Origin of the sequence: Streptomyces albidochromogenes, from assembly GCF_005981925.1 — a bacterium.
In the GTDB taxonomy this organism is placed as follows: Bacteria; Actinomycetota; Actinomycetes; order Streptomycetales; family Streptomycetaceae; genus Streptomyces; species Streptomyces albidochromogenes.
In genome coordinates this window covers 1-4,916 of record NZ_VBVX01000413.1, presented here as the reverse complement: position 1 = coordinate 4,916, position 4,916 = coordinate 1, and the positions used below count along the sequence as shown (strand labels likewise).

Genomic DNA, 4,916 nt, shown 5'->3' with positions numbered 1-4,916 from the left:
ACCCGCACCCTGACGGTCGCCGATCCGGAGAACCTCGTCGCCATCGTGATCTTCTTCGCGGTGGCCGTGTCGGTCGCCTCGGTGGTGGATCTGGCCGCCCGCCGCACCCACCAGGCCGCGCGGCTGCGCGCCGAGTCCGAGATCCTCTCGTTCCTCGCCGGCAGCGTCCTGCGCGGCGAGACGGCCCTCGACGCCCTGCTCGAACGGGTCCGCGAGACCTTCGCGATGGAATCCGTGGCACTGCTCGAACGGGCGAGCGACGTCGACCCGTGGACCTGCGCCGGCAGCGTCGGCCCCCGGCCGCTGACCCGCCCCGAGGACGCGGACGTGGACATGCCCGTCGGCGACCACATGGCGCTGGCCCTGGCCGGCCGCGTGCTGCCCGCCGAGGACCGCCGGGTGCTCGGCGCGTTCGCCGCGCAGGCCGCCGTCGTACTGGACCGGCAGCGGCTGGTCGGCGAGGCGGAGGGGGCGCGCAAGCTGGCCGAGGGCAACCGCATCCGGACCGCCCTGCTCGCCGCCGTCAGCCACGACCTGCGTACACCGCTGGCCGCCATCAAGGCCGCCGTCTCCTCGCTGCGCTCCGACGACGTGGCCTGGTCGGACGCCGACGAGGCCGAACTGCTCGCCGGCATCGAGGACGGCGCGGACCGCCTCGACCACCTCGTCGGCAACCTCCTCGACATGTCCAGGCTCCAGACCGGCACCGTCACCCCGCTGATCCGCGAGACCGACCTCGACGAGGTCGTCCCCATGGCGCTCGTCGGCGTACCGGACGAGAGCGTCGGCCTCGACATCCCCGAGACCCTGCCGATGGTGGCCGTCGACCGGGGACTCCTGGAGCGCGCCGTCGCGAACATCGTCGAGAACGCCGTCAAGTACAGCCCCGACGGCACCCCCGTCTCCGTCGCCGCGAGCGCGCTCGGCGCGCGCGTCGAGCTGCGCGTCGCGGACCGCGGGCCCGGCGTCCCGGACGACGGGAAGGACCGGATCTTCGAGCCGTTCCAGCGCTACGGCGACGCCCCGCGCGGCGCCGGAGTGGGCCTCGGCCTCGCCGTCGCCCGCGGTTTCGCCGAGGCCATGGGCGGCACCCTCACCGCCGAGGACACGCCGGGGGGCGGCATGACCATGGTCCTGACCCTCAGGGCGGCGCCGGGGCACACGTCCGTACGACCGGACCTCCCCGCCCGGATCACCTCGTGAACCGGGCCCGCACGCTGTTCCCCACCTCCCGCAGAAAGGCAGGCACCTCATGACCCGGGTGCTCGTGGTCGACGACGAGCCGCAGATCGTACGCGCCCTCGTGATCAACCTGAAGGCGCGCAAGTACGAGGTGGACGCCGCGTCCGACGGCGCCACCGCGCTCCGGCTCGCCGCCGCACGCCACCCCGACGTGGTCGTCCTCGACCTCGGCCTGCCCGACATGGACGGCGTGGAGGTGATCAAGGGGCTGCGCGGCTGGACCCGCGTACCGATACTGGTGCTCTCCGCCCGCCACACCTCCGACGAGAAGGTCGAGGCGCTGGACGCCGGGGCCGACGACTACGTCACCAAGCCCTTCGGGATGGACGAGCTGCTCGCCAGGCTCCGGGCAGCGGTCCGCAGGGCCGAGCCGGCCGGCGCCGCCGAGGACGACGTGCTCGTCGACGCGGGCGACTTCACCGTCGACCTGGCCGCGAAGAAGGTCCACCGCGACGGCAGGGACGTACGGCTGACCCCCACCGAATGGCACCTCCTGGAAGTGCTCGTACGGAACACCGGCCGCCTGGTCAGCCAGAAGCAGCTCCTCCAGGAGGTCTGGGGGCCCTCGTACGGCACCGAGACCAACTACCTGCGGGTCTACATGGCGCAGCTGCGCCGCAAGCTGGAGGCGGACCCCTCGCACCCCCGGCACTTCGTCACCGAGCCCGGCATGGGCTACCGCTTCGAGCGGTAGGCCGCTTCCGGCCCGGCGCCGCGACCGCTTCGGGGGACCGGATCTCGCGGTGCCGTGAGGTGATCCGGGCGGGGCCGGTGCCCGGTACGCTTCGTGTATGAGTGCCGTACCACGTTCGGAGAAGCCAGCGGGCCGGTTCCGCCGGATGCTCGACCGGCTGTCCACCTCGCAGGAGGACCTGCACTCCGCGGAGCTGGAGGAGGACTCCCAGGCCGCGGGGTGCTCCCGCATCTGCGACTGCGACGACCGCCAGGTGGTGAAGGTGACTGGTACCTTGCGGACGGTGACCCTGCGTCCGCGTGCCGGTGTGCCCGCCCTGGAGGCGGAGCTGTTCGACGGCACCGCGCCGCTGGACGTCGTGTGGCTGGGCCGCCGTTCCATCGTGGGCATAGAACCGGGCCGCAGGCTCATCGCCTCGGGCCGGATCTCCATGAGCCACGGCCGCCGGGTGCTGTTCAATCCCAAATACGAGCTCCGACCGCTCGGACAGGAGTAGCCGGTGACGTCTCTCGACAAGCCGACCGCGACAGATCACCACAGCGCGGGCCACGAAGGCGCCCGGGCCGATGAGGCGCACGACGCGAAGGCCGTGACGGAGGCCGCGCTGTTCGAGGCGTTCGGCGGCCTGCGGGGCATGGTGGAGACCGTCCTCCCCGGCCTGCTGTTCGTGACGATCTTCACGATCAACAAGGACCTGCACGTCTCGGCCATCGCCGCGCTCACGGTGTCCTTGCTGCTCGTCGCCGTGCGGCTGATCCGCCGGGACACGGTCAAGCACGCCTTCAGCGGTGTCTTCGGCGTCGCCTTCGGTGTCGTCTTCGCGATGATGACCGGCAATGCCAAGGACTTCTACCTGCCGGGCATGATCTACACGCTGGGCCTCGCCCTCGCGTACATCGTGACCACGCTCGCGGGCGTCCCGCTGATCGGCCTGATCCTCGGCCCGATCTTCAAGGAGAACCTCTCCTGGCGGACGCGGAACCCGGGCCGCAAGAAGGCGTACGCCAAGGCCAGCTGGGCCTGGGGCCTGATCCTGCTCGCCAAGTGCGCGATCCTCTTCCCGCTGTACTGGTGGGCCGACACCGCCCAGCTCGGCTGGGTGCTGGTCGCGCTCAAGATCCCGCCGTTCCTGCTCGCCGTCTACCTGACGTGGGTCTTCCTCGCGAAGGCTCCGCCGCCCATCGACGTGTTCGCCGAGATGGAGGCGCAGGAGAAGGCCGAGAAGGAGCGCAAGGCGGCCGCCGCTGCCGCCGCCGCGCAGCGCGACGCCTGACGCACCCGAGCGGGGCCCGCGACCATGACGGTCGCGGGCCCCGCTCGTGCGTACGACGCGGACGTCAGCCGGCCGGGTCGTCCTTGCGGACCGACAGCAGGTCCTCCAGCTGCTCCTCGCGCGCCTGCGCGGCCACGAACAGCAGCTCGTCGCCCGCCTCCAGGGTCTCCTCCTGGCTCGGGGTGAGGACGCGCGTCCCGCGGATGATCGTGACCAGCGAGGTGTCCTCGGGCCAGTCCACGTCCCCGACCTGCGTGCCCGCCAGCGCCGACTCGGGCGGCAGCGTCAGCTCGACGAGGTTGGCGTCGCCGTGGCTGAAGCGGAGCAGCCGTACGAGATCGCCCACGCTCACCGCCTCCTCGACCAGCGCCGACATCAGACGCGGTGTGGAGACCGCGACGTCGACGCCCCAGGCCTCGGTGAACAGCCACTCGTTCTTCGGGTTGTTGACGCGGGCGACCACCCGCGGCACGCCGTACTCGGTCTTCGCGAGCAGCGATACGACCAGGTTGACCTTGTCGTCGCCGGTCGCCGCGATCACCACGTTGCAGCGCTGGAGCGCCGCCTCGTCGAGCGAGGTGATCTCGCACGCGTCGGCCAGCAGCCACTCGGCGAGCGGCACGCGCTCCACCGAGATGGCGGTCGGCGCCTTGTCGATGAGCAGGATCTCGTGCCCGTTCTCCAGCAGCTCGCCCGCGATGGAACGCCCCACCGCGCCGGCACCCGCAATGGCGACCCTCATGCGTGACCGCCTTCCTCGGGGCCGTGCGAGCAGGCCGCCTCGACCTTCGCGATCTCGTCCGTACGCATCATCACGTGCACGAGGTCGCCCTCCTGGAGCACGGTCTGGGAGGTCGGCAGCACCGCTTCGCCCAGCCGGGTGAGGAACGCGACGCGTACGCCGGTCTCCTCCTGGAGCCGGCTGATCTTGTGGCCGATCCAGGCGGGGGAGGTGTGCACCTCCGCGAGCTGCACCACGCCGCTCGGGTCGCGCCACAGCGGCTCGGCGCCCGACGGCAGCAGCCGGCGCATCATCTGGTCGGCGGTCCAGCGGACCGTGGCCACGGTGGGGATGCCGAGGCGCTGGTAGACCTCGGCGCGGCGCGGGTCGTAGATGCGGGCCGCGACGTTCTCGATGGCGAACATCTCGCGGGCCACCCGGGCCGCGATGATGTTGGAGTTGTCACCGCTGCTCACCGCCGCGAAAGCGCCGGCGTCCTCGATGCCCGCCTCGCGGAGGGTGTCCTGGTCGAAGCCGACCCCGGTGACCCTGCGGCCACCGAAGCCGGAACCCAGGCGGCGGAAGGCCGTGGGGTCCCGGTCGATCACGGCGACCGTGTGCCCCTGTTGTTCCAGGTTCTGCGCGAGAGCGGCTCCCACTCGCCCGCAGCCCATGATGACGACGTGCATCGTCCCGTTACCCCGCACTCCTGGTCGCCCCGCTGACCTGCACAAACACCCTGCTCACATCGTCCTTCCCGGCTCACCGGGGGAGGCGTGGGCACTCGTGCCCACTCATGCCTCGCCCCTGTCTTCGTCCACCGTAGCGGCAACGCCGAACGCGTCATCGATCACGTAGGACGTCCCGGGGGTCGTTCCGGGTTGCTCCGGGTCGCTCCGGAGTGATCCGGGTCGCCCGGGAGTGTGGGGAAGACAGGGAGACGGACGCACCAGCGGGAGATTCGGTGGCGGTGGGGGGTGGTGGGT

Annotated in this window: 6 protein-coding genes; 4 read left to right on the top strand and 2 right to left on the bottom strand. The window is 71.7% G+C overall.

What is annotated here, in order from left to right:
* From E2E34_RS31390 to E2E34_RS31375, 4 genes are all read left to right on the top strand, one after another.
* The coding region (locus E2E34_RS31390) for a sensor histidine kinase (protein WP_138905247.1) at positions 1-1,203 on the top strand (1,203 nt) is incomplete at its 5' end.
* A gap of 49 nt (positions 1,204-1,252) precedes the next feature.
* Positions 1,253-1,936: a response regulator gene (locus tag E2E34_RS31385; RefSeq protein ID WP_138905246.1), complete on the top strand. Its 684-nt coding sequence runs from the start codon at positions 1,253-1,255 to the stop codon at positions 1,934-1,936.
* A 97-nt stretch (positions 1,937-2,033) separates the two neighbouring features.
* A complete protein-coding gene (locus tag E2E34_RS31380; protein WP_138905245.1) occupies positions 2,034-2,432 on the top strand; it encodes an OB-fold nucleic acid binding domain-containing protein in 399 nt (132 codons plus the stop codon).
* 3 nt (positions 2,433-2,435) lie between these two features.
* The gene (locus tag E2E34_RS31375; protein WP_138905244.1) at positions 2,436-3,209 is read left to right on the top strand and encodes a DUF3159 domain-containing protein; all 774 of its coding nucleotides are present in this window, start codon (positions 2,436-2,438) and stop codon (positions 3,207-3,209) included.
* A gap of 64 nt (positions 3,210-3,273) precedes the next feature.
* Here the strand turns inward: E2E34_RS31375 and E2E34_RS31370 are convergent, their stop codons facing one another.
* Both E2E34_RS31370 and E2E34_RS31365 read right to left on the bottom strand, forming a co-directional pair.
* The gene (locus E2E34_RS31370) at positions 3,274-3,951 is read right to left on the bottom strand and encodes a potassium channel family protein (RefSeq protein ID WP_138905243.1); all 678 of its coding nucleotides are present in this window, start codon (positions 3,949-3,951) and stop codon (positions 3,274-3,276) included.
* Positions 3,948-4,619: a potassium channel family protein gene (locus E2E34_RS31365; protein WP_138905242.1), complete on the bottom strand. Its 672-nt coding sequence runs from the start codon at positions 4,617-4,619 to the stop codon at positions 3,948-3,950. The genes E2E34_RS31370 and E2E34_RS31365 overlap by 4 nt, the downstream gene beginning before the upstream one ends.
* Positions 4,620-4,916 lie beyond the last annotated feature (297 nt).

Excerpts from the sequence above, each read along its gene's own strand:
- E2E34_RS31385 (WP_138905246.1), top strand. The coding sequence starts at position 1,253 with ATGACCCGGGTGCTCGTGGTCGACGACGAGCCGCAGATCGTACGCGCC.
- E2E34_RS31365 (WP_138905242.1), bottom strand. The coding sequence starts at position 4,619 with ATGCACGTCGTCATCATGGGCTGCGGGCGAGTGGGAGCCGCTCTCGCG.
- E2E34_RS31380 (WP_138905245.1), top strand. The coding sequence starts at position 2,034 with ATGAGTGCCGTACCACGTTCGGAGAAGCCAGCGGGCCGGTTCCGCCGG.
- E2E34_RS31370 (WP_138905243.1), bottom strand. The coding sequence starts at position 3,951 with ATGAGGGTCGCCATTGCGGGTGCCGGCGCGGTGGGGCGTTCCATCGCG.